At 49.8% G+C, this 20,322-nt stretch carries 16 protein-coding genes; 11 read left to right on the top strand and 5 right to left on the bottom strand.

The features are described from left to right. Positions 1–108: 108 nt before the first annotated feature. Entirely contained in the window at positions 109–1,083 is a 975-nt protein-coding gene (gene cysB, locus ACIGCM_RS21810; protein ID WP_397504161.1) for an HTH-type transcriptional regulator CysB, read from the top strand. Positions 1,084–1,145: 62 nt separating this feature from the next. Here the strand turns inward: cysB and ACIGCM_RS21815 are convergent, their stop codons facing one another. Then, positions 1,146–1,880, bottom strand: coding sequence for a phosphoadenylyl-sulfate reductase (locus ACIGCM_RS21815; protein WP_397504162.1), 735 nt, complete (start codon positions 1,878–1,880; stop codon positions 1,146–1,148). A 188-nt stretch (positions 1,881–2,068) separates the two neighbouring features. Between ACIGCM_RS21815 and thrH the strand changes: the two genes are divergently transcribed. After that, a complete protein-coding gene (thrH, locus tag ACIGCM_RS21820; RefSeq protein WP_397504163.1) occupies positions 2,069–2,686 on the top strand; it encodes a bifunctional phosphoserine phosphatase/homoserine phosphotransferase ThrH in 618 nt (205 codons plus the stop codon). A gap of 62 nt (positions 2,687–2,748) precedes the next feature. Here thrH and pabB read toward each other — a convergent pair whose 3' ends face one another. Continuing rightward, positions 2,749–4,095 carry an aminodeoxychorismate synthase component I gene (pabB, locus tag ACIGCM_RS21825; protein WP_397504164.1) on the bottom strand — a complete coding sequence of 449 codons (1,347 nt, stop codon included), beginning with the start codon at positions 4,093–4,095 and terminating at the stop codon, positions 2,749–2,751. A 342-nt stretch (positions 4,096–4,437) separates the two neighbouring features. Between pabB and ACIGCM_RS21830 the strand changes: the two genes are divergently transcribed. From ACIGCM_RS21830 to ACIGCM_RS21860, 7 genes are all read left to right on the top strand, one after another. Then, positions 4,438–7,152 (top strand): LuxR C-terminal-related transcriptional regulator, encoded by a 2,715-nt coding sequence (locus ACIGCM_RS21830; protein WP_397504266.1) that lies wholly within the window; start codon positions 4,438–4,440, stop codon positions 7,150–7,152. Next, positions 7,149–9,860, top strand: a complete 2,712-nt coding sequence (locus ACIGCM_RS21835) for a LuxR C-terminal-related transcriptional regulator (protein WP_397504165.1) — start codon at positions 7,149–7,151, stop codon at positions 9,858–9,860. Before ACIGCM_RS21830 ends, ACIGCM_RS21835 begins: the two co-directional genes overlap by 4 nt. 244 nt (positions 9,861–10,104) lie before the next feature. Then, on the top strand, positions 10,105–10,548 hold the full coding sequence (locus ACIGCM_RS21840) for a DUF6160 family protein (protein WP_397504166.1): 444 nt from the start codon (positions 10,105–10,107) through the stop codon (positions 10,546–10,548). Between the two features lie 80 nt (positions 10,549–10,628). Further along, complete coding sequence (locus ACIGCM_RS21845) at positions 10,629–11,390, top strand: C39 family peptidase (protein ID WP_397504167.1); 762 nt, start codon at positions 10,629–10,631, stop codon at positions 11,388–11,390. A 51-nt stretch (positions 11,391–11,441) separates the two neighbouring features. Beyond that, the gene (locus ACIGCM_RS21850) at positions 11,442–12,446 is read left to right on the top strand and encodes a transporter (protein ID WP_397504168.1); all 1,005 of its coding nucleotides are present in this window, start codon (positions 11,442–11,444) and stop codon (positions 12,444–12,446) included. Positions 12,447–12,461: 15 nt separating this feature from the next. After that, a complete protein-coding gene (locus ACIGCM_RS21855) occupies positions 12,462–14,042 on the top strand; it encodes an outer membrane protein transport protein (protein WP_397504169.1) in 1,581 nt (526 codons plus the stop codon). 13 nt (positions 14,043–14,055) lie between these two features. Then, a complete protein-coding gene (locus ACIGCM_RS21860; RefSeq protein ID WP_397504170.1) occupies positions 14,056–15,204 on the top strand; it encodes a MalM family protein in 1,149 nt (382 codons plus the stop codon). 90 nt (positions 15,205–15,294) lie between these two features. On the opposite strand, the gene ACIGCM_RS21865 is transcribed toward ACIGCM_RS21860, so the two are convergent. The 3 genes from ACIGCM_RS21865 to ACIGCM_RS21875 are packed head-to-tail and all read right to left on the bottom strand — an operon-like array spanning position 15,295 to position 18,353. Further along, a complete protein-coding gene (locus tag ACIGCM_RS21865; protein WP_397504171.1) occupies positions 15,295–16,281 on the bottom strand; it encodes an alpha-L-glutamate ligase-like protein in 987 nt (328 codons plus the stop codon). A 3-nt stretch (positions 16,282–16,284) separates the two neighbouring features. Further along, positions 16,285–17,811, bottom strand: a complete 1,527-nt coding sequence (locus ACIGCM_RS21870) for an inactive transglutaminase family protein (RefSeq protein ID WP_397504172.1) — start codon at positions 17,809–17,811, stop codon at positions 16,285–16,287. A 5-nt stretch (positions 17,812–17,816) separates the two neighbouring features. Next, positions 17,817–18,353, bottom strand: coding sequence for an ATP-dependent zinc protease (locus tag ACIGCM_RS21875; RefSeq protein WP_397504173.1), 537 nt, complete (start codon positions 18,351–18,353; stop codon positions 17,817–17,819). A 292-nt stretch (positions 18,354–18,645) separates the two neighbouring features. Between ACIGCM_RS21875 and ACIGCM_RS21880 the strand changes: the two genes are divergently transcribed. After that, on the top strand, positions 18,646–19,383 hold the full coding sequence (locus ACIGCM_RS21880; protein ID WP_397504174.1) for a GntR family transcriptional regulator: 738 nt from the start codon (positions 18,646–18,648) through the stop codon (positions 19,381–19,383). Beyond that, complete coding sequence (prpB, locus tag ACIGCM_RS21885) at positions 19,380–20,267, top strand: methylisocitrate lyase (protein ID WP_397504175.1); 888 nt, start codon at positions 19,380–19,382, stop codon at positions 20,265–20,267. Before ACIGCM_RS21880 ends, prpB begins: the two co-directional genes overlap by 4 nt. Positions 20,268–20,322 lie beyond the last annotated feature (55 nt).

Genomic DNA, 20,322 nt, shown 5'->3' on the forward strand with positions numbered 1-20,322 from the left:
AACCTGCAATTTTTAAAAAATCGTCTAAATTGAACGATTGAACCGTTCTTATGGTTATATAAAGCAGCCGAAAATTAGCACGGCGCTTATCTGCTTTGAGGGATTGTTATGAAGCTCCAGCAATTGCGCTACATCTGGGAAGTTGCGCACCACGATCTCAACGTGTCTGCTACTGCACAGAGTCTATACACCTCACAACCGGGCATCAGTAAGCAGATTCGTCTACTGGAGGATGAGCTGGGCGTCGAAGTTTTCGCCCGCAGCGGTAAGCACTTGACGCGGGTAACACCAGCCGGCGAGCGGATTATCACCACCGCAGGTGAAATTCTGCGCAAAGTTGAGAGCATCAAGCAGATTGCTCAAGAATTTTCCAATGAGAAGAAGGGCACACTGTCCATTGCCACAACACATACCCAGGCCCGTTACGCTCTGCCTAAGGTGATCAGTGGCTTTATCAAGCAGTACCCAGATGTAGCGTTGCATATGCATCAAGGTACGCCATTGCAAATTGCCGAAATGGCCGCTGACGGAACTGTTGATTTTGCCATTGCAACAGAAGGGCTCGAGCTGTTTAACGACCTGGTGATGATGCCGTGCTATCGCTGGAATCGTTGTGTAATTGTGCCTCAAGGCCATCCACTGACCAAGTTGCCAAAGTTGACGCTAGAAGCGCTGGCTGAGCATTCAATTGTCACCTACGTGTTTGGTTTCACCGGCCGTTCCAAGCTTGATGAGGCCTTTAGTCATCGTGGTTTGACACCTAAAGTGGTGTTTACCGCCGCCGATGCAGACGTGATCAAAACCTATGTGAGGCTTGGTTTAGGTGTGGGCATCGTCGCTGAAATGGCCGTTGACGCGGTACTTGATCCAGACCTGGTAGTACTGGATGCCAGTGAGCTATTCGAGCCAAGTGTGACCAAAATTGGTTTCCGTCGCGGCACCTTCTTGCGCGGCTTTATGTGCGACTTTATTGAGAAGTTTGCCCCGCATTTAACCCGTGAGGTGTTGGCCAAAGCTGTGCAATGCCACAACAAGTCTGAACTTGAAGAGTTATTTGAAGGTGTTGAATTGCCGACCTATTGACCAATCAAGGGCACAAAAAAACCGGCAAAATGCCGGTTTTTTTGCGTCAGAGCTTAAGCAGATTAAATCTTGCTAATCAGATTGCCTGCGTGCAAGCCACATTCTTTCTGCGTCGCTTCTTCCCACCACCAACGACCTTCGCGCTCATGTTGATTCGGCAGAACAGGGCGAGTGCAAGGCTCACAGCCGATGCTGATAAAGCCACGCTCGTGCAGAGGGTTGTAAGGGAGTTCAAGTGCGCGAATGTAGTTCCAAACCTCTTCGCTGGACATCTGTGCCAAGGGATTGAATTTGTACAACGGACGGTCCGGTAATGAAAAGGCACCATCGATTTCCAGCACTGCAACTGAGCTGCGCGTCCCCGGGCTCTGGTCGCGGCGTTGGCCGGTTGCCCAGGCTTTAACCGTTGAAAGCTTACGCCGTAGTGGTGCGGTTTTACGAATGCCGCAACATTCTGAGTGGCCGTCCTTGTAGAAGCTGAACAGGCCTTTGTCTTTTACCATCGGCTCAAGGGCGGTCGGATCAGGCGAAAGGATATCGATACTGATCCCGTAATGCTCACGAACCTGATCAATAAAACGATAGGTCTCAGGATGCAGGCGCCCTGTATCAAGACTGAAGACTTTTACGTCTTTGTTGATCTTCCAGGCCATATCCACCAGCACAACATCCTCTGCACCGCTGAAAGAAATCCACAGCTCGTCGCCAAAATGTTCAAAGGCCAGCTTAAGAATCTCTTGCGGCGATTTTGTGGCGTAGATTGCCGCTGTTTCAGCTACATCAAATGGGTGACTCATCAGGGGTTATTCCTAGTTATCGTGACGCTAAGCGCTTTGTGATCCCGATGTTAACAAATCGTGGATATGCCGCTAAATAACCAACTGCCATTGCGACTGATAGTTTTGAATATATAGAGGCGCATTGCGTCGCGTTTGGCGAGCCGCTAGAGTGCCGTCTTCTATAAAAATACAGCTAGGAGTGTCCCGTGGAAATCGCTTGTCTCGACCTGGAAGGCGTACTGGTCCCTGAAATATGGATCGCTTTTGCGGAAAAAACCGGTATCGAGTCGCTAAAAGCGACCACCCGCGATATCCCCGACTACGATGTGTTGATGCAACAACGTCTGCGTATTCTTGATGAGCATGGTCTGAAGCTGGCTGATATCCAGGAAGTGATTGCTACACTCAAACCGCTTGATGGCGCGGTTGAATTTGTAGACTGGTTACGCGAGCGTTTTCAGGTCGTGATTTTGTCAGACACTTTCTACGAATTCTCGCAGCCGTTAATGCGTCAGCTTGGTTTTCCTACGCTGCTTTGCCACAAGCTGGTGACGGATGAAAACGACCGTGTTGTCAGTTACCAGTTACGTCAGAAAGACCCTAAGCGCCAGTCTGTTATTGCACTTAAAAGCTTGTACTACCGCATTATTGCTGCTGGCGACTCTTACAACGATACAACAATGCTCAGCGAAGCCCACGCGGGCATTTTGTTCCATGCGCCTGAAAATGTAATCCGTGAGTTTCCGCAGTTCCCAGCGGTGCACACCTTTGAGGAGTTGAAGCGTGAGTTTCTCAAGGCCTCAAATCGCCAGCTAAGCATGTAACCCTTAGTTGATAACTAAAAAACCGCTTTACAGATGAAGCGGTTTTTTTAGTTATGCGATGTTTAGCCGAGTTGTTCAAGGGTGCGCATCAGCACATCAACCTTGGTCAGCGACTCTTGGTATTCAGCCTGCCACTGCGAGTCCGCCACAATCCCGCCGCCGCCCCAACACGTGATAGTGCCGTCTTTGGCCAGCAGGCTTCGAATGGTGATTGAGCTGTCCATCTCGCCGCGTATGTCCAGGTAAAACAACGAGCCGCAATACAGTCCGCGTCGAGTTTCTTCAAGTTCATCAATGATTTGCATGGCCCGGATTTTGGGGGCTCCAGTAATTGAGCCGCCCGGAAAGCTGCAGGCAATCAAGTCGAGCGGGTCTTTGCCTTCCGCCAGCTTGCCAGTGACTGCGCTGACCAGATGATGAACATTTGGGTAGCTTTCAAGGGCAAATAGTTCAGGTACTTGAACCGAGCCAACCTCACAGCAGCGGCCAAGGTCGTTGCGTAATAGATCAACGATCATTAAGTTTTCGGCACGATCCTTAGCGCTGTGAAGTAACTCGCTTGCCTGCTTGGCGTCATCGTCTGGGTCTATTCCCCGTGGACGTGTGCCTTTGATGGGGCGGGTTTCGATTCGTCCTTGGTTGACCCGCATAAATCGCTCAGGGGATAAGCTGATAATTGCGGCGCCATCAGGCAGGGTTAGAAAACCGGAAAATGGGGTAGGGCAAGCCGCGCGCAACGCTTGATAGGCACCCCATGGGTCGCCCTGATACTGGGCTTGGAACCGCTGAGCGAAATTGACTTGGTAGCAGTCTCCAGCCTGGATATAAGCTTGGATTTTTTCTATTGCTTGCTGGTATCTGACTGGACTGATGTCCGCTTGAAAGCTGTTATTGAGGCGGAAACTATCCCAGTTTTCAGTTGCTGTGTGCTCGAATAAATCAATCAGCCTGCTTCGCTCGGCGAGGCTAACTTGCGGGTGAAACACCAACTGCGTGGTGTTTAACTGGTGGTCGGTAATGAGCGCCCACGCATACAAACCAACTCTAGCATCAGACAAACTTAGGTCATCTACGGCACAGTCAGTGATGGCCTCCAAGCGCCGGCCGAAATCGTATCCGAAGTAACCAATTAATCCTCCAACAAAGGGTAAGCAGGTGTTCTGCGGTACGTCTTTGGTGCTTAGGCTGTTGCTTGCAGTTCTCAATCTTCCCAGAAAATCTATGGCTGTTTCCTGCGGGAGCGGAGACATTTCAGCCAATGGCCAAGCGCTAATAAGGTCATAGCGTCCATGTTGCGCTACGGGTCTTCCCGCGTCGAGCATGACGGCGCCAGGCGCGTTTCTCAGGCGACTGAAATATGAATCCGGATTGGTTTGGTAAGGTAAGACATGAACCTGAAAAGTTGGCATGCGTAGCGTTCAAAAAAACGTGGATATACATTGTAAGGTGCTTGCGCTACAAGGCCTATAGGCTTTGCTTAGGGAACCGATGAAAACCCCTGCACTAGGTATTACTGGGGCAGCCCGTGCTGCGTTAAGAAACTGCTCGAAATGCTCATTTAAGACAACTAAAGTCGAGCGCGACCCCGGTGCGTTTGCGCATCTTTTTGCCTTGTACTCATGGCGCTCGCTATCTTTGTCAAAGGCCCCTTGGTTTGCGTGCAGCCACATTGCTGATTAGTATTATCGCAGTTCAAGGGAATTGAACATTTGTAATAATAATTAAGTCACAGGGATCAGGTCATGGATGACATGAATGAAGTGCTGGATCAACCTGCGGATTACAGTCTGCCATTAGAAATCGTTCCGATGCAGGTTCCGGAACACTATCTTGCAAGACTCTCTCTCCAATCAGCCCTCTCTACAACGCCTCTTGCGCCGTTGATAGTGTTTTCAGCACCCGCTGGTTTTGGCAAGACGAGTGAGCTTGCAGCGCTTGCAAAAAAACATGTTAATCAGGGGCACTGCGTGGCCTGGTTAACGTTAACTGCAGAGTCGAATACGCCCTTAGTTTTTTTTCAAAAGTTGGTTCACACCCTCAATACCGTTCATGTTGGTTTAGGCGATATTGGTTGTGCGCTCACCCACGATATTGTCAGTTTTGACACCCAGCAGGCTCTGGAATCGGTTTTAGGAAATATCCTACAGCTAAACAGGCCATTGTTGCTGGTGGTCGATGATTTCCAGTTTATTACAAATGCCGACTTGTTGAGCGCCATCGATAGGCTGGTCAACTATGCGCCCCATGGCTTTACCCTTGCTATTGGTACTCGCGTTAAACCAAAACTCAGTTTGGCCACTTGGCGTGCAAAAGGTTATTTAACTGAGATTGGCGAGCGTGAGCTTCGGCTGAGCGAGGATGAAACCCGGCTTTACCTGCAATACAGCGGGCACAGACTTGAAACGCTCATGCTGAAGAAAATCTACAGCTACACCGAAGGTTGGATAACCGCGCTGCTGAAGGTGAGTGAGTGGCTCAAACTTAACCCGCAGCAAATTGAGCAATTGCTTGAGTTTCAGAGTGATCCCGCTTCAATTGGCGCATACCTTTCGGGCAAGGTATTTGATCTGTTACCGCTCGAACGGCAAGAGTCGCTGCTTAGCCTCGGTGTGGTGCAGCGCTTTAATGGCAGCTTGGCAGAAGCCCTGACCGGTTGTGGCGATGGGCAGGAGCTGATTGAAGATCTCGAAACCCAGCAACTATTTATGATTGCGCTAGACCGTGATCGTCAATGGTTTCGATTTCACCGGTGCTTCGCCGAGTTTCTTCGCGCACGCTTGCGTAAGCAAGATACAGAGCGGTTCAAACAAACTCATTTCAATGCCAGCTTGTGGTTTACCAATAACCACATGCAAAACTATGCGATTGAGCATGCCTATTACGCACAAGACTTTGAACTCTTGGCGGCGCTAATTGACGGCTGTGGTTTAAGTTTGATCAATCGTGGCCAGCTTAGGCTGGTGCATAAATGGCGCAACTATGTGCCTGATGAAATTGCAGTCAAATACCCTGTTTTAGTGCTAAGTGATCTGTGGGCGAAGGTTGCTGACCTCGGCTTAGACGAGGCAAATCGAGCGCTTGATGAGTTACTTTTGCGCTGGGGCGAGGGTGATGAAAATGCCCAGTTAACTGACAGTATGTTAGCAGCATTGGCTATCAAGTCGTTGATGGCTCTGCAAAAGGATGATCTTCGTACGTGCGTCAAGCTGGCCCGTCGAGTTGAATTCCAGTTAGGCGCGCGTACCGCCTTTCTTGAGGTGGCAATGTTAGCCATAGGTGCTTTGGCTAATGTGATGATGGGCTGGCACGAAGCGGCTCGTAAATTACTGACCTTGGCCAATCAACGAAACCATTTTCTGGCTGGCAACTACCTGCAAATGCAGCTCATCAATGTTGAAGTATTGCTGCTGCTTGAGCAGGGCAAGATCAAACAGGCAGAGCTGCTTTTTGAGCGTCTTCGCGAACGCACAACCTCATGGTTTAACGACAAATCCAAAGCCATCGTTTTGCCAAAAATCACCCAGTGTCTGATCGCCTACCAACAGGGTCGTTTTGAGGGCGTAACTGAGACGCTTAAGCGCATGCTGTCGATTGTTGACGCAATCAGTCCAGTTGATATCTATGCCAAAGGCACACTGTGCTTAGCGAACATGCAGTACATGGAGGGCTTCCCCAAGGAAGCTCATGCAACCCTGGTTTATATGCAGAATCTGGCCGCGCGCAACAAGGCCTGGCGCTACTACGCACAAGCAGTCGGATATGAGATTTCTCGCACTTTACAAGAAACAGGCGATGACCGAATCAAGCGAGCGGAGCAACGCCTGAAGAGTATCAACTGGAATGAGCTGGCGAGCAATTACGCACACATGCGCCTAAATCCAGTGCTGTGGGTGCAAGGATTGGCGCGGGTTCGGTTGCAGCAGGCGCGTGGCCATTATAGCGAAGCGTTGCATGAAATTACCCAGCTTCGTGGAATGCTTGTAGATGACTGGGAAGGTCTTGAGCGCATCCAACTGGACCTTTTGGCTGGACATAGTTACCACCAGTTGGGCTATCAAGAACGCTCGCAAACCTTGCTTGTTCAGTGCTTGGTTGCTGGCGAACGGGAGGGGGTTCGCAGTCTGTTTCTGGAAGAGGGCGAGGCTATCCGTTGCATGCTCTATCAGCTCGAGATGGCTGAGCGTCAACCAGCCTTGCAAGAGTTTATTCGCAGTCTTTTATCACTCTGGCCTGGTGAGTCAGCTCAGCGTTTGCTTGAAACAGTAGAAGAGGATCTCACTGAGCGCGAGCAGGAAGTAATTACCTATGCGGCGCAAGGCATGTCAAACGATGAGATTGGACAGCAACTGAAGTTGGCGCTGGGAACGGTCAAGTGGCACCTGCACAACATTTACGAAAAGCTCAAGGTACGCAATCGCACCCAGGCGATTAGGCGTGCCCGCGAACTGGGGGTGTTAGGGTCATGAATACACACACTGATTCAGCTTCAGCAAACATTCATCTGTTACCGAGCAAACTTGAACCTGAAATTTTCGGCATAACCCAACTTATGCCACGCCCCCTTTTAATCGACAAAATGTACCGGTTGCGTGACAAGCATCTAATGGTGTTGAACGCACCGGCAGGCTATGGAAAGAGTGCGGTTCTAACGGAGTACCGTCAGCGTTTACAGTCTGAAGGTGCAAAGGTTGCGTGGTTGTCCTTTGATGCGTTGGATGCTGACCTCAGTCGCTTAGTCAATTATCTATGCGAGGCAATCACAACCCAGTTCCCAGGATTCGCAGAGCCTATCAGGTCAGCGCTAACAAGCGATGTTGCACTGTCGGATCGCCAACTGCTGGCTTTATTTTTCAGTCACCTAAAAGGTATTGAGGATGAACTCTATGTGATGCTCGATGACCTCCATTGTATTCGCGAGTGCAACTTTGCGGGACTGATTGAGGAGGAGCTAAGAGCGCTACCCAGTCACATTCACTTCGTCGTGAGTACCCGTTTCAACGTGGGTATGTTTTCAAATGATCCTAGGGCGTGTTGGTTTGGCGTTGATGAGTTGCGCTTCAACCAAAATGAAGTCGACCAATATTATCGGGACGTTAAATCGATCCAGGCGAGCGATACAGATATTGCCAAGGTCTATGCGCAAACAGAAGGCTGGGTCACCGCTCTTCATTTGGCATCACTTATCGCGCCTGCGCTGAGTCGTCGATTTACACCGACAGTCACTATGCCGGGCACAGAGCGCAATCTTGCTGATTATTTCACTGAGGATGTCCTTGTCGACTTACCTTCAGAACTACAACGCTTCCTCAACCTCACGTCGTTACTAGACGAGTTCAATGCCGACCTCTGCAATGCATTGACCGGGCGAGACGATGGCCACAGTACCTTGGCCTATTTATGTGAGGAACAGCTATTTATCGTTGAGGCTGAGCGTAAGGATGGTTGGTATCGTTATCATCCATTATTTGCGGAGTTTCTTAAGCGCCGCCTGACAAAAAACGAAGATCCGACACACCTGTTACATGCCGCAGCGCATTGGTGTGAGTCACGGGACTTACCTGAAAAAGCAATCAAATATGCAGTCTGTTCGCGTGATTATAGCTTTGCCGCGCAGTTACTAGAGAGCTACGGCTGGCAATTGATTGCCGAGGAAAAAGTGTATCAAGTGCTCAGTTGTTTACAGGATATTCCCAGCGAGGTCATACAGGAATATTGCGTTTTTCAAATTTTCTTCGCATGGCAGCTAGCGTTCGAGCAAAAGTATGCGGAGTCAGAGTCATTGATAGAAGGGATCAGCGGGCAACTTCAGGATGCCAACACTGAGACCTTGAAGCCTGGCTTTATTGAATTGCTCGCTGCTACGCAAATTATTAAAGCATTGGTCATGCTTTACCAAGACAAACTCGACAGCTGCCTTAAAGTGACGGCCCACTGGCTAAAGCTAGCACCGGCCTCTCAGCCTTTATTTTCGGCCTGTTTGCACTGTTTACAGGCCGCATGTTATTCACTTCAGGGCTCGTATTCAGCGGCTTCAAAGGCCATTTTTGCTGCACGTTCGAAACTCAGTGAAACTCAAAGCGATTACCTGAACGTCGTCATCAGCATGATAGAGGTTTGCGTATGTAAGCAGCTTGGCGAGTTGCACAAAGGCGAAGAGATTGCCAAGCGTGCACGTGAATTGGCAGATCGGGTTCTGGGTGAACAGAGTCGTGTGGGAGGACCGCTGTGGTTGGCCTCTGCCGATATTCTCTATGAGCAAGGTGTCGATCAAGACGCTTTGAATGGAGTCGTTCAAGCAGTTACTTGGCGGGATGTAGTGACACCGGTTGAGCTACTTAACAGGGGGCAATTGGTCATTGTGCGCAAACGCTTCTATGAAGGACACACAGAGCAAGCGTTATATGAGCTTGACGAGTGGATCCTCAGTTTGCACGCCCCTGGATATGAGCGCGTTTATGCCCAGGCGATGAGCTGTAAAGTGCATTTCTTGTTGTGGTTGCGCAGGCCCAATGAGGCTGAACGCATTTGTCTTCAACTGAAGCAGCATCTGGCAACGCTGCCAGCTCAGCGTCACGCTAACGGCAGCATTAGTTTGATATTGGCTGAGGCACGGCTAGCGCTCTCGGAGCGTAGGGCAGATAAAGCAATGTCGGCGCTTGAGGCTTGTGTCGTGGCAGAAAACAACATGCCGATGACCGACCAAAATCTTAAGGTATCTCTGTTACTTTCAGTTGCTTACTGGAGAAAAGGTAACACTGAGCGGTCATTCAACTTGCTTAAAGAGGTCGTTGAAAGTGGTGTGAGTCGTGGATATAAGCGCTTGTTTATTGACGATGCGCTCTGGTTACTGCCTGTCATGGAGGCATGGCTTGCTGCGGATAAGGCAGCAGGGGAACAATGGCAAACATTGACACAAATGCTTCGCGATCAATGCAAAGAATTTTCCATTGATTACCAACAACTTGACGATAATCAGGATGTTAGTAACAGAGAGCGGGAAATTTTGCGTTTCGTGGGAGCGGGCTTGTCCAATCGTGATATCGCTCAGGCCGTGCATCTCTCAGAGGCGACTATCAAATGGCACTTGCATAACCTGTTTTCAAAAATGGGTGTAAGAACTCGAACCCAAGCAGTGCTGAAAGGTAAGAGTTTGGGTTTGTTGAGCGAGGCATAAGCAAATCTTGAAGCCTACTTGGTTTGATCCACCATTCCTTGGTTAGGGAGGCAGCAGCGGTTTGCGACAGTAGGTTTAAGGCAGGACTTAATGCAACAGCGTTAAGTGTTCGAGGTGGCATGACTAAGGAAGCAATGTCACCTCGAATAGCGACAACCCGTGTTGTCGTTCCTGCTGCTAGCGACAGGAGTCTATAGCAGCATCCTTCGGGATACTAAAACCGAGAACTGTGGAGATCTCAACAATGAAATTTATTAGCAAATTCGCATTAGCAGCAACCGTCCTCGCCAGCCCACTCATGGCGCAAGCTGAACTGAAAGCCATGGACGATTCCGCATTGGCAACAGTAACAGGTCAAGACGGTATCAGTATTTCGGGTCAGTTCAACGGTAGTATCGGTAGCGTTGTATACACCGATAATGATCCGGCGGGTGGCTCACTGCGCCTTGAAACCATTGCTTTTGACGGTTTTAACATTTCCGATGACGCCCCCATTCTGGTTGACGTGGTAACCACCAGCATTGGCGGTACAGATACCGAACAACTGCAAATTGGCTTGCCAGCTGTGACTGGTCAGTTGTCAGTGGGTGCTATCAAGGTTGGTACCACCGCCGCCGCCAGTATCGGTTCGCTTGCCGTCAGTGATATTAATTTGGCAGGCACTACTGTCAAAGTCTGGGGCCACTAGGCCATTAGTCTTTCTTAGCTATGACTACCCTGCCAGTGATTACTGGCAGGGACCTTGATCTAAGAGAGGGCATACCTCTGATGATTGAAATCCTGCTGGGAAGCCTAATCGGTATATTTGGTGTTACCGAAACTGTAGAGGTCAAACCACAACCTCAAGGGCGAGTTAACCTTTCTCAAGTTGCGCTGAATGGCAGTCCGTTTAGACAGTCAATTGAGCTTGAGCCTTTGGGGCAACTGCAATTCAAGCGTGTTATTCGACAGGCCTATGATTACAGCTGTGGTTCCGCTGCATTAACAACACTACTTGACTATTTTCTCGGTAAAAATCTAGAAGAACGTCAAGTTATGGAGGGCCTGCTCAAGTTTGGTGAGGCCGACGAGATTGTAGCGCGTCGCGGGTTTTCTTTATTGGATATGAAGCGTTACGTCGCTGCGCTGGGTTATAACAGTGGTGGGTTTCGTGCAACTTTTTCTGACCTGGAAAGCCTAGAACACCCTGTAATTGTGCCAATTGAATATGCAGGATTTAAGCACTTTGTGGTCGTCCGTGATGTCTATGACGAGCATGTTTTTGTGGCTGATCCTGCCATTGGCAATATAAGTTTTACTCGAGCTCGTTTCGAGCGTGTCTGGGATAAGAATGTATTATTCGTAATTTATCCTGGCGAAAGCGGCATAAACAATGCACTTGCGTTAGATGAGCAGGATCTTCGAATTATAGATGATCGCACCGTCTCATTGTTGGCGTTCAGAACATTTCCGGCGATAACGAAGTTTACTGAGAATCAAGCAACCGATCTTGGTTCTAACGGTGCAATACAGCATATTCGCCGAAAGTAATTAGCTGCCTGTGCTGTTCGCGATTGCAGACATAGTAACGGAGTATTATGTATGAGACTTGCATGCGCTGGAGTTGTATGCGCGCTATGCCTATTTCCAGGTATTGACCTGTATGCAGATAATGAGCCAGTTGATAGTGCTAGGGATGCGTTAGGAAAGCAGGAGGGTGATGCTGACAGTGCAACAGCATTGGCTGAAGTTTTCCAAGCCGCCGAGAAAAGTTACACGTTGCTCAAGAAAGGTGAGCGGACACTGACTTACGGTGTCGATTATAGCTTAGTCAGAGATACGGTTATTGAGACTGTAAGAACTGGTGATAACTCATTCAGTGTCATCGGCCAATCTGAAGCACAGCATACCTTTACCAACTCATTTACCTTTGACTACGGTGTGTGGGATAACCTGACCTTCAGTATCCGCCTGCCTTTCGTGGCGAAGTATGATACTGAGCGTGATCTTAATGCCTATAGTTTGGGTGACATTTCCGCGAGCCTGCGTTGGCAGCCATGGAATGCTCAGCGCGGTGCACCTGTAACGACTTTATATGCATCAGTTGGACTGCCCACCGGCGACAGCCCTTATGACGTACAAGTTGATGACGGTTTGTCGACGGGGAATGGCAGTTATAACCTGAGTGCTGGTGCCAACTTATCCTATGTAATTGATCCTGTAGTGCTGTTTGGGTCGCTTGGCTATACCTATAACTTTCCAATAAAAAACATTAATCAAGTTCGTGGCGGTCGATTACTCAATCAAGTTGATCCCGGTGGATCAATCTCGTTCAACATGGGCTTTGCCTATGCTTTGTCTTATGATGTTTCATTGGCTGCATCATACCAGATGGCCTACAACCTTGCGCCCGAGTTTAAGTTCGATGATACAACCTTAAAGGGGCGCGAGCAGACAAGCGCCGTGATGAATTTTTCGTTGGGGTTAAGAACCTCACCTGATCATATTATAAATGTTAATACGGGTTTCGGTCTGACAGAAGACTCCCCCGATGTATTGTTGGGACTGTCGATGCCGCTTGATATCACTGGTCTTAAGCCAGAATAGGGGCGGGTAGTTATTATGAAACTCGTCAGTATTATATTATCCGCGGCAGGTACATTGTGGGTGTGCAGTGCGCATGCACAACTTTCACAGAATTTAACCATTGGCAACCCTAAGGCGATGGCGTTAGGGAACGCAATTACTGCTGATTCATCAGGTATTGATGCGGTGCACTATAATCCCGCTGCTTTGACTAAGTTGAAGGGGCGTCAGGTGGCTATAAAGTTCGTGACGGGTATTTTGGATATACGCTCTGAATTTAATGCTCCTGAGAATTACGGTGATAGCTTTTTTGGCTTATCAGATGACCCCGTGGCAAATTCATCGAGCCGAACAACGACATCCGCCATGTACTTTCCTGGCTTGGGTGGCGCTACCGATGTACCTGTACTGTTTGCGCCGTTGGCGGGAATTTCTATTACTCCACCAGGCTCAAAGTTTACCTTTGCCAATAATGTGTATGCCCCACAAGTACTGGGGTATTCCCGTGATGATAATGACCCTGCACGCTATCAAGGTAAGCAAGTCGCCATCCAGCGAATTACCTACCTATCGCCTTCAGTGGCTTACCAAGTCAATGATCAGTTATCAGTGGGTCTATCAGTAGGTTTTTCACATCAGGCGCTGGCTATTAATGAAGACTTTCGTGCGCCAGGGGTGCTCACAGGGTTTACCGGTGCGGCGCAAGACGCACTCTGTACGATAGATGGCAATCCATTCGAGGTCTTGCTGAACATTTGTGGCGGGGATCTTGGCCCATTCACCGATATCGCGAATATTGACCTCGACTTGGAGCAGTCACTTTCACCGACTTGGAACATAGGGTTTCTATGGGAACCAGTCGACTGGTTTGCTTTGGGCGCTGTTTACCAAAGCGAAGCCAAGACAAAGCTAAAAGGCGACTACAACATTTCATACAGTGATGATTGGCAGGGATTTTGGCAGGGGTTGGACAGCTCCTTGGTTGGGGCGATATTCAGTAGCATCACCCCTGATGGTGTATTTGATAATGAACGCGGTAAAGCGTCGCTCGAGTTGACCTATCCCGCGCATTTTGCAGCAGGCATTAAACTTAAACCAACGCCAAAATGGCAGATCAATTTTGATGTGAAATGGACTGATTATGCCGCTTGGAATGAGTTTGATATTAAATTCGACCGTGAGTTGGATGTTTTGCGTATCGCCAGCTTGCTCTCTCCTGATAATGCGACTGCAACGACCCTAACCCTCGATCGTGGTTATAAATCGGTCTGGAGTTGGGCGCTTGGGCTGCAGTACCAGTACAACGATCGCCTGACCTTGCGTATGGGGTATGAGCCTCGGCCCTCGGCGATTCCAGGAAATAAGGCAGATGTGTTGGCGCCTATTGGTGATGCAACGCTTTACGGGTTGGGGGCGGGTTATCAGTGGGATAAAGACACTGTCATTGACGTGGGTTTTAACTATTTGGTCAGTAAGCAGAATATCCCCGCAGGCTCAAGTTGCAATATTAACTGCTCAAGCATCGACGGTCTCGTCTACAACCCGTATGCCGACCTTGATGTCCAAACAAGTGTGAAAGCTTATGTGTTTGCTTTGACTTACCGGACCACCTTTTGAGTGACGTTGGCATATGGATATGTTCAGGACGCTGCAGATAATCTGTTTACTTTGCTGGACGGGGAATACCTTTGCAGACAATCGCTATCTTACCTGGGTTGATGATCAGGGGGCTGTTCACAATACGCTGCTGAATGAAACCTTCACCCAGCAGCAGAGCATTGCATCAAAGCACGTTCAACAAAGTGAGGTCGCCCGCTTTAATCAAGCGGATGACCTTGCCGCGGGTAGGGCGATTGGAGAAAGTAAGCGCCGATACTTCACGTGGGTAGATGCGAACGGCACCTTACAAAACAGTTTCTACGCCAATCGTTCCTTGTTATCAGGGGGGGACGAGGTCTTATTGTCGACAGGTCAATCGTCGTCGGACTATATCGATGCAGACGTACTCGAAGGGCGTGGCTACCAGCGTGAAGGTGACGATGGCCAATATTACACATGGGTTGACGAGCAAGGGCGCGTACAAAACTCCTTGCTCAGTCCACGCATCAGCTCAGAGGCATCCTCAGCTTCCGGCGCAATTGAGTTTACCGAGGGGCGTCAGGTTAAGTTTGTCAGGAAGCCGGTCTTAATACCTAACCTTGACGGGCAGCGCAATGCTGCTATGACTGAGTTGTTAGTGGGAAGCAAGCCGTCGGGTGGGCTTTACGCCGAGTTGACCGATCGCTGCTGTACACAACTGACAGATGATGATTTCACAGACTTATCGGTAGATGAACCTCGCTTCGAGGAGCTCAATCGTTTTTCGCCTAGTTTTGACTTTCCAATGGGGCGAAGCTACTACGCGGCGATAAAGTTACCAAAAACGACAAGGCGCTATGGATTACGGGTGCGCAGTTTCGCTAACAAACAGGTGGTGTATCCTTCACTGTTGTTTCTTGATGAACAGAAGCGGCCCACTCGCCTGGTCAGTGATGCGGTGTATCAGTTACATGCTGAAACCTGGTCTCACTTTGCATTTATTCAGGGCACAATCGAAATCCAGGCGGCAACCCGCGAGCGCTATGTGTTAGTCCTGACGACTGACGAAGACAAGGGTTTATCCACCTTGGATAATCAGCCTTTCAAGCGCCCAATACAGGACGTTGTCGTTGATGAGGCTGGCGTGCAGGTTCACGCTCATGTTGGGGTAGGCTCATTTGAGTTAGCGGTGGTGCAGTAAACTTTGGGGGAGCGCCACAACGTCTATGTTGTATGACAATTTTGCATAAAAAAGGCCGCAATAAGCGGCCTTTTAACCTTCCAGCAATACTTAGACTTCTCTGGTGAAGTTATGCGCAAACAGGTTTTGAGCGAACCGTACACGCTCTTGCGGCGTTTCCTGGATTTCGTCCTTCTCAAGCTCGGCAATACGCGCTTCAACCGCATGTGCACGTAGGGTTAGGCCTGTGTCATTGGCGATCTGAATATTCAACCCAGGGCGTGCGTTAAGTTCGAGGATCAACGGGCCCTTTTCTTGGTCGAGCACCATATCAACACCAATATAACCAAGGCCGCATAACTCATAGCAGTTGGCGGCAAGGGTCATGAAACCATCCCAGTCAGGCAGTTGAACGCCATCTACGGCATTGGTGGTGTCAGGATGTTTGGTGATTTTATTATTGAGCCAGGTGCCATTTAGGGTCAGGCCTGTTGCCAGGTCGACACCAACACCAATTGCGCCTTGGTGAAGGTTTGCCTTACCGCCAGATTGGCGTGTGGGCAGTCGTAGCATCGCCATCACCGGGTAGCCCTTAAGCACAATAATGCGTATGTCCGGTACGCCTTCGTAGCTAATGCTCTTGAAGATTTGATCCGGAATTACACGGTACTCAATAAGCGCACGGTCACGGTGACCCCCAAGCGAGTAGAGACCTGTGAGAATGCTTGAGATCTGAAACTCAATATCTTCATGTGCAATGATCTTGCCTGAGACCGTGCGGTAGCGGTCCTCAAAGCGGTCGGCAACCACTAAAATACCGTCGCCGCCTGCGCCCTGTGCGGGCTTGACGACAAAGTCGGTACGGTTGCCGATGATATCGTTGAGGTTATCAATTTCCTTTTCAGTCGAGATGATGCCGTACATTTCTGGCACATTTATGCCGGCATCGATGGCGCGCTCTTTAGTCAGAATCTTGTCGTCCACAAGCGGATACAGGTGCCGTTTGTTGTACTTCAGCACGTAGTCCGCATTGCGTCGGTTGATGCCCATGATGCCTTTGGCTTCAAGGGCCTTCCAGGTTTTCCATAGACCTAGCATGGCTCAATCCTTAAGAAAGGCTTTGAAGCGGAAAAGTTCGGTCAGGCGATAGCCGCGATAACGACCCATTGCCAGCATGAAACCTACGAGAATAAGCAGTACGGCCGGGAAGGTGAACATAAAGTAAACCAGCTCAGGAACGTTCATCAGCAGGTATGCCATTGAGGCGGCAAAGAGGGTGCCGACGCCAACTTTAAACGCATGCGAGGCACCACGCTCTTCCCAAGTGATAGACAGGCGTTCAATGGTCATGGTCAAAATTACCATCGGGAACAGCGCTACCGACAAGCCGTGCTCAAGGCCAAGCTTATGGCTGAACAGGCTAATCACTGCAATCAAAATGACCACGAAAGTCAGTACCACAGAAAGCCTTGGCAGCATCTGGAGCTTGAGGTGTTCCAGGTAAGAGCGTAACGAAAGACCCAATGTAGTGATCAAGGTAAATAGAACAATACCGAAGCCAAGCTGTGTTTCGCGAAAGGCTAATGCAATCAGTACTGGAGTAAAGGTGCCGAGAGTCTGCAGGCCGCCCAGGTTACGCAAGATCAGAATCAGTAATACGCCGATTGGGATCATGATCATGATCTGGAAGTTGTTCTGCGTCTGCAGTGGTAAGCCGTACAGTGAGTACGACAAGAAGTCTGCGTCTGTGCTTTCGTCAGTCAGTTTGGCCAGGCGAATTGCATTCATTTCGCTGTTGTTTAGCGCGAAAGATACTTGTGCCTGCTTGCCACCATCGAGCTTGATCAGGTCTTCATCGCCGACCCACCAAACTAGGCGGTCTGCTGGTAAGCCTTGCTCACCGGTTTCGGGATTGAAGTAGAGCCATTTGTCGCCGTTAAAACTGCGCAACCACAACTCGGGAGACTGTTGAATTTCAGCTGCCAGTCGCACCGTGTGGACGCGTTCCATTGGCACGTGTGCAATCGACAGCAGCAACTCGACAGCTTTTGCCTTGTTGGACGTTGAAGCATCACCGCTGAGCAGTAGCTTAGCGTTGTCATCATTTACGTTGTTAAGACGCTTGATGGTTTCACTGATGAAGGTTTCAACATCAGCCGAGTGCTGGCGAATCGGTGCGAGAAGGGCGTCTGCCGCGATTTTCTCTGGGCCTTCAACGGGCAAGCTATCACGGAAGATTGGGCCTTTGGCCTTGGCTTGTTCACCGCTGTAGCGCTTGGTGAGCACCAAGCGATAGTAAATTGTTTGCTTACCGCTGGCGCGACGTGCTGACCAAGTCACTTTGCGGTTGCCGTCTGCGCGGTTGACGCTCACCCCATAGTTATTCGAGATAAAGCTTTCATTGAGGCTGACGTAGTCTTGGTTCAATGGCGGAACAAACATCTGCAATTTGACCGGCTCTTTTGAACTGGCTTGAAATTCGATCTTTGCATCAATATTCCAAAGGTCATCAGTTTCATCTGATGTCAGTGGAATACCAAGAATAAAAATTTGGTATGCCGTTATCAGAATACCCAAGCTCACCAAAATAGTGATCAGGATTTTCAGATGCAGGGTAAGAGAGCGCATGGGCATTACTCGCCAAGGTTTACGTCAGTGGTACATGCAGGTTTCCCTGATGCGTATTTAAGGCTTGGATCTATCAGTGCATTGAAGCGTTTTAGCGCTTCGGATCCAATCAGCAGCGGGTATTGGAATGCACTTCGGTCGGTCAAGTTCACTTCAATTGTGCGTTGGGCTTGTCCCATGCACACCTCAAGCTCGATTACAGGTCGAGCGGTGTAGGTTTTTTGCTCTTCAGGATCAAAGTCGCCGGAGCGTCGTTTGATTTTACTGACGCGTGCCAATGGACGCTCAATTGGATTGTCGTGGGCATCGTCTATAGCCAGATAGAAACGCACCCAGGTTTCACCATCGCGCTTGAAACGCTCGATATCCCGAGCGCTGAGCGATGCTGTTTTTGCACCGGTATCTAGTTTAGCCGCTACTTCAGCGTCGATGCCCGTCAGTTTGACGTATTCATTCAAGCCATAAACCGTCTTGTCCGCAGCCAAACTTAAGCCGGGACAGAGCAGCAGGCAAAGAATCAGTGCAGAGGGCTTCAGTCGCATAAGTCCTATTCGGTGGTTCGGAGGTGGAGGGTAAAAAGGCGATGAGGCTTCGCGATCCATGCGCCTAGATTGAGAGAGTAGCAGTTTGTGCATTTTAGCTGGCATGCATGAAAGCATTCTAACATGGCCGTTTTGTGCAATAACAGGTTATTGCCTGCTTTATTAGATAGTAACGCATCCGTTTGGATAACATATTGATGATGAAGTATTGTCGACAATCCAGGTGTTCTTATTGACGATTGCGTGTCTCTGGAGTATTTTTTTAAGAAATATCTTGTCAGGTGTCGACAATATGCTGGAAGCGACTGAGGCTCCTATTGGCTCCGCGGAGGATGGTGAAACGCGTTCTGAGCACGTTTTCAGGCGGATTCAAGCGGCTATCGTCCAGGGTGAAATTGCCCCTGGCAGCAAGATCTCAGAGCCTGAATTAGCGCGCACCTATGGCATTAGTCGTGGGCCACTGCGTGAAGCGATACACCGACTTGAAGGGCAGCGCTTGCTGGTTCGCGTTCCTCATGTCGGCGCACGCGTGGTATCCCTGAACCACGAGGAGTTGATCGAGCTTTACGAAATTCGTGAGTCGCTGGAAGGCATGGCCTGCAAATTGGCTGCACAGCGAATGACTCAACAAGAAATTGACGAGTTGCGTGAGGTTCTCGAAACCCATGAGCGCGACGAAGCGTTCCAGGCGGGGCGCGGTTATTACCAGCAGGAAGGGGATTTCGACTTCCACTACCGGATTATTCAGGGCAGCGGTAATCGCACACTAAGCCAGTTGCTGTGTGGGGAGTTGTACCAATTGGTGCGCATGTACCGCATTCAGTTTTCTTCCACGCCAAACCGGCCGCACCAGGCCTTTGCTGAACACCATCGAATTCTTGATGCCATTTCGGACCGTGACGGTGAGCTCGCTGAGCTCCTGATGCGTCGGCATATCGCTGCGTCAAAACGTAATATTGAACGTCATTATCTGGGCGAGAAAGCAACGCCCAAGCAATCACAATCACCTACTCCACGAGGTCAGTCATGAGCTTGAAAACTCCAGGTCAGCGGTTTCGCGACGCAGTTGCTGAAGAGCATCCTTTGCAGGTCATTGGCGCGATCAATGCTAATCACGCCTTGCTCGCCAAGCGTGCGGGATTTAAGGCCATCTACCTATCAGGTGGCGGTGTTGCTGCCGGCTCGCTGGGTTTGCCTGATCTGGGGATCACTGGGCTGGACGATGTATTAACAGATGTGCGGCGCATTACCGATGTCTGCGATTTGCCACTTTTGGTGGATGTTGACACCGGCTTTGGCGCTTCTGCGTTCAATGTTGCGCGTACAGTCAAGTCGATGATCAAGTTTGGCGCAGCGGCGATTCATATTGAAGATCAGGTGGGTGCCAAGCGTTGCGGTCATCGGCCAAATAAGGAAATCGTTTCGCAGCAGGAAATGGTTGATCGTATCAAGGCCGCGGTGGATGCCCGTACTGATGACAGCTTTGTGATCATGGCGCGTACCGATGCGCTGGCTGTAGAAGGTCTGGAGTCTGCCCTTGATCGCGCCGCCGCCTGTATCGAAGCTGGCGCGGACATGGTTTTCCCTGAGGCCATCACCGAACTCGAGATGTACAAGCTGTTTGCTGAAAGAGTTAACGCGCCGATTCTGGCCAATATCACAGAGTTTGGCTCGACCCCTTTATTCACCACCGACGAATTGAAATCTGCGGATGTTTCTCTGGTTCTGTACCCGCTTTCAGCATTCCGGGCGATGAACAAGGCCGCAGAGAATGTTTACAACGCTGTGCGTCGTGATGGTACGCAGAAGAATGTTGTCGACACCATGCAGACCCGCATGGAGCTATACGATCGCATCAACTATCACGCATTCGAGCAAAGTCTTGATGCCTTGTTTGCAGGCAAGAAAGCCTGAGATTGAGCTGCTTGGGGTTGCTCAATCGTCATCCCAAGCGATGTTGCAGAATCCA

This window comes from Pseudomonas sp. NPDC078700, assembly GCF_044542375.1.
Taxonomy (GTDB): domain Bacteria; phylum Pseudomonadota; class Gammaproteobacteria; order Pseudomonadales; family Pseudomonadaceae; genus Aquipseudomonas.

What these genes read in the sequence shown, in the direction of transcription:
- pabB (WP_397504164.1), bottom strand. Translation starts at nt 4,095, where the DNA reads ATGCCAACTTTTCAGGTTCATGTCTTACCTTACCAAACCAATCCGGAT.
- ACIGCM_RS21815 (WP_397504162.1), bottom strand. Translation starts at nt 1,880, where the DNA reads ATGAGTCACCCATTTGATGTAGCTGAAACAGCGGCAATCTACGCCACA.
- ACIGCM_RS21860 (WP_397504170.1), top strand. Translation starts at nt 14,056, where the DNA reads ATGGATATGTTCAGGACGCTGCAGATAATCTGTTTACTTTGCTGGACG.
- ACIGCM_RS21870 (WP_397504172.1), bottom strand. Translation starts at nt 17,811, where the DNA reads ATGCGCTCTCTTACCCTGCATCTGAAAATCCTGATCACTATTTTGGTG.
- ACIGCM_RS21845 (WP_397504167.1), top strand. Translation starts at nt 10,629, where the DNA reads ATGATTGAAATCCTGCTGGGAAGCCTAATCGGTATATTTGGTGTTACC.
- ACIGCM_RS21865 (WP_397504171.1), bottom strand. Translation starts at nt 16,281, where the DNA reads ATGCTAGGTCTATGGAAAACCTGGAAGGCCCTTGAAGCCAAAGGCATC.
- ACIGCM_RS21875 (WP_397504173.1), bottom strand. Translation starts at nt 18,353, where the DNA reads ATGCGACTGAAGCCCTCTGCACTGATTCTTTGCCTGCTGCTCTGTCCC.
- cysB (WP_397504161.1), top strand. Translation starts at nt 109, where the DNA reads ATGAAGCTCCAGCAATTGCGCTACATCTGGGAAGTTGCGCACCACGAT.
- ACIGCM_RS21855 (WP_397504169.1), top strand. Translation starts at nt 12,462, where the DNA reads ATGAAACTCGTCAGTATTATATTATCCGCGGCAGGTACATTGTGGGTG.
- ACIGCM_RS21850 (WP_397504168.1), top strand. Translation starts at nt 11,442, where the DNA reads ATGAGACTTGCATGCGCTGGAGTTGTATGCGCGCTATGCCTATTTCCA.
- ACIGCM_RS21835 (WP_397504165.1), top strand. Translation starts at nt 7,149, where the DNA reads ATGAATACACACACTGATTCAGCTTCAGCAAACATTCATCTGTTACCG.
- ACIGCM_RS21840 (WP_397504166.1), top strand. Translation starts at nt 10,105, where the DNA reads ATGAAATTTATTAGCAAATTCGCATTAGCAGCAACCGTCCTCGCCAGC.
- ACIGCM_RS21830 (WP_397504266.1), top strand. Translation starts at nt 4,438, where the DNA reads ATGAATGAAGTGCTGGATCAACCTGCGGATTACAGTCTGCCATTAGAA.
- prpB (WP_397504175.1), top strand. Translation starts at nt 19,380, where the DNA reads ATGAGCTTGAAAACTCCAGGTCAGCGGTTTCGCGACGCAGTTGCTGAA.
- ACIGCM_RS21880 (WP_397504174.1), top strand. Translation starts at nt 18,646, where the DNA reads ATGCTGGAAGCGACTGAGGCTCCTATTGGCTCCGCGGAGGATGGTGAA.